The sequence below is a fragment of the Streptomyces sp. ISL-94 genome, from assembly GCF_018614075.1.
GTDB lineage: Bacteria > Actinomycetota > Actinomycetes > Streptomycetales > Streptomycetaceae > Streptomyces.
Genome location: NZ_JAGGOZ010000005.1, coordinates 65,505 through 66,892, shown reverse-complemented (window position 1 = coordinate 66,892; position 1,388 = coordinate 65,505). Strand labels below are relative to the sequence as shown.

General features: G+C 69.6%; 3 protein-coding genes. 2 read left to right on the top strand and 1 reads right to left on the bottom strand.

The window, feature by feature from the left end; genetic code table 11:
• Nucleotides 1–99: 99 nt before the first annotated feature.
• Nucleotides 100–378: a GlsB/YeaQ/YmgE family stress response membrane protein gene (locus J7E94_RS01495; protein WP_215011584.1), complete on the bottom strand. Its 279-nt coding sequence runs from the start codon at nucleotides 376–378 to the stop codon at nucleotides 100–102.
• 241 nt (nucleotides 379–619) lie between these two features.
• Here J7E94_RS01495 and J7E94_RS34080 point away from each other — a divergent pair, with 241 nt between their 5' ends.
• Together J7E94_RS34080 and J7E94_RS01485 are read left to right on the top strand one after the other, a co-directional pair.
• Nucleotides 620–898: a DUF3099 domain-containing protein gene (locus tag J7E94_RS34080; RefSeq protein ID WP_251055971.1), complete on the top strand. Its 279-nt coding sequence runs from the start codon at nucleotides 620–622 to the stop codon at nucleotides 896–898.
• Between the two features lie 203 nt (nucleotides 899–1,101).
• Nucleotides 1,102–1,350, top strand: coding sequence for a hypothetical protein (locus tag J7E94_RS01485; protein WP_215011580.1), 249 nt, complete (start codon nucleotides 1,102–1,104; stop codon nucleotides 1,348–1,350).
• Nucleotides 1,351–1,388: the final 38 nt, after the last annotated feature.

Genomic DNA, 1,388 nt, shown 5'->3' with positions numbered 1-1,388 from the left:
TCGGACCGCGCAAGTACGTCCCAGTACGAGCCGCGGCCCTCCGCCTTGCGATGCACCGCACCGGACGCCGCGCCCCGGCAAACCTTTCCGGCCCCAGCACTAGGTCATCTGCCTCCTGCGGCCGCGGACCGCTCCGTAGACCATGTCGCCGACACCGACGACCAGGACCGCTCCGGCAAGCTGCAGCAAGTGCCGGATCCAGTCGATGCCTTTGGTCTCCTCGACGCCGATCCACCGTGAGACGGCGTTGCCGAGGAGGGCGCCGGCGATGCCGAAGAGGGTGGTCAGCCAGAGGGGCTGGTGTTGCTTGCCCGGCAGGATGGCCCGGGCTATCAGGCCCAGTACGAAACCGACGATGATCGCCCACAACCATTGCATGTCGAGCCTCCTCGTGGCGCGTGGTGCGCATGTGGGCCCAGTCTTGGCCGGTGGGGCGTACGGTGCATTTCGGACAGCTCCATTCGGGGGACACCCACTCTCCCCGCGATCGGGGCAGCGGCGTACCGTGGGAGGGTCCGGGCCGGGGAGCGTCCGGCGGCTGATCGGGTGGTGGAGCGTGGAGCGGACGAAGCGGCAGAAGCGGAACGGGGCCGAGGTCTTCCGGATCACCGGAGCGCGGATGGGTCTCGCCGAGGACGTGCGGGGCCGCCAGCGCCGATACGTCGTGTCGATGGGCATCAGGACCCTGTCGGTCATCGCGACCGTGGTCTTGTGGAACGTGCAGCGCCCGGTGGCGATCGTGACGCTGATCGCGGGCGCCCTGCTGCCCTACGTCGCCGTGGTCATCGCGAACGCGGGGCGCGAGTCGGCCCCCTCACTGCCCTCGCATTTCATCCCGGCTCCCGTACGGCCGGCGCTGGACGCGGGAAACCTCAAGAACAGCTCAGATCAATCATGAAGTTCCGGTGCACCGCACCGGGTCCTGCGTGACATACTGCCTACGCGCTCCGCATCCCCCGTCGGAGCGACGGACCGACGCCGGGCAGCTCCCCCCGTGGCTGCTCGGCGTCGCCTTTCCGTTCCAGTGCTCTGGCCGACGAGGTTCACCGGGTCGCGACGCCCAGCACGGAACCTCCCCGGCCACAGCACTAGGGTTGGGTCGTGACTTCCTCCGACTTCCCCAGCCCTGATGCCGAATCCCCCACCTGCTCCGCCAAGGGCTGCCGCGGCGCGGCCGTCTGGGTCCTGGCGTGGAACAACCCGGCCCTGCACACGCCGGAGCGGCGCAAGACGTGGCTGGCCTGCGAGGAGCACCGCGAACACCTCTCCCAGTTCCTGGGGGTCCGCGGTTTCCTCAAGGACGTCGTGAAGCTCGACCAGTGGGTGCAGCCGGAGGGCTCGGAGCGCTAGCGCTCGCGCCGGCGCGCGCTAGTGCTGTGGCCGGAAAG

Coding starts and splice junctions, on each gene's coding strand:
- J7E94_RS01495 (WP_215011584.1), bottom strand. CDS start 378: ATGCAATGGTTGTGGGCGATCATCGTCGGTTTCGTACTGGGCCTGATA.
- J7E94_RS34080 (WP_251055971.1), top strand. CDS start 620: ATGGGTCTCGCCGAGGACGTGCGGGGCCGCCAGCGCCGATACGTCGTG.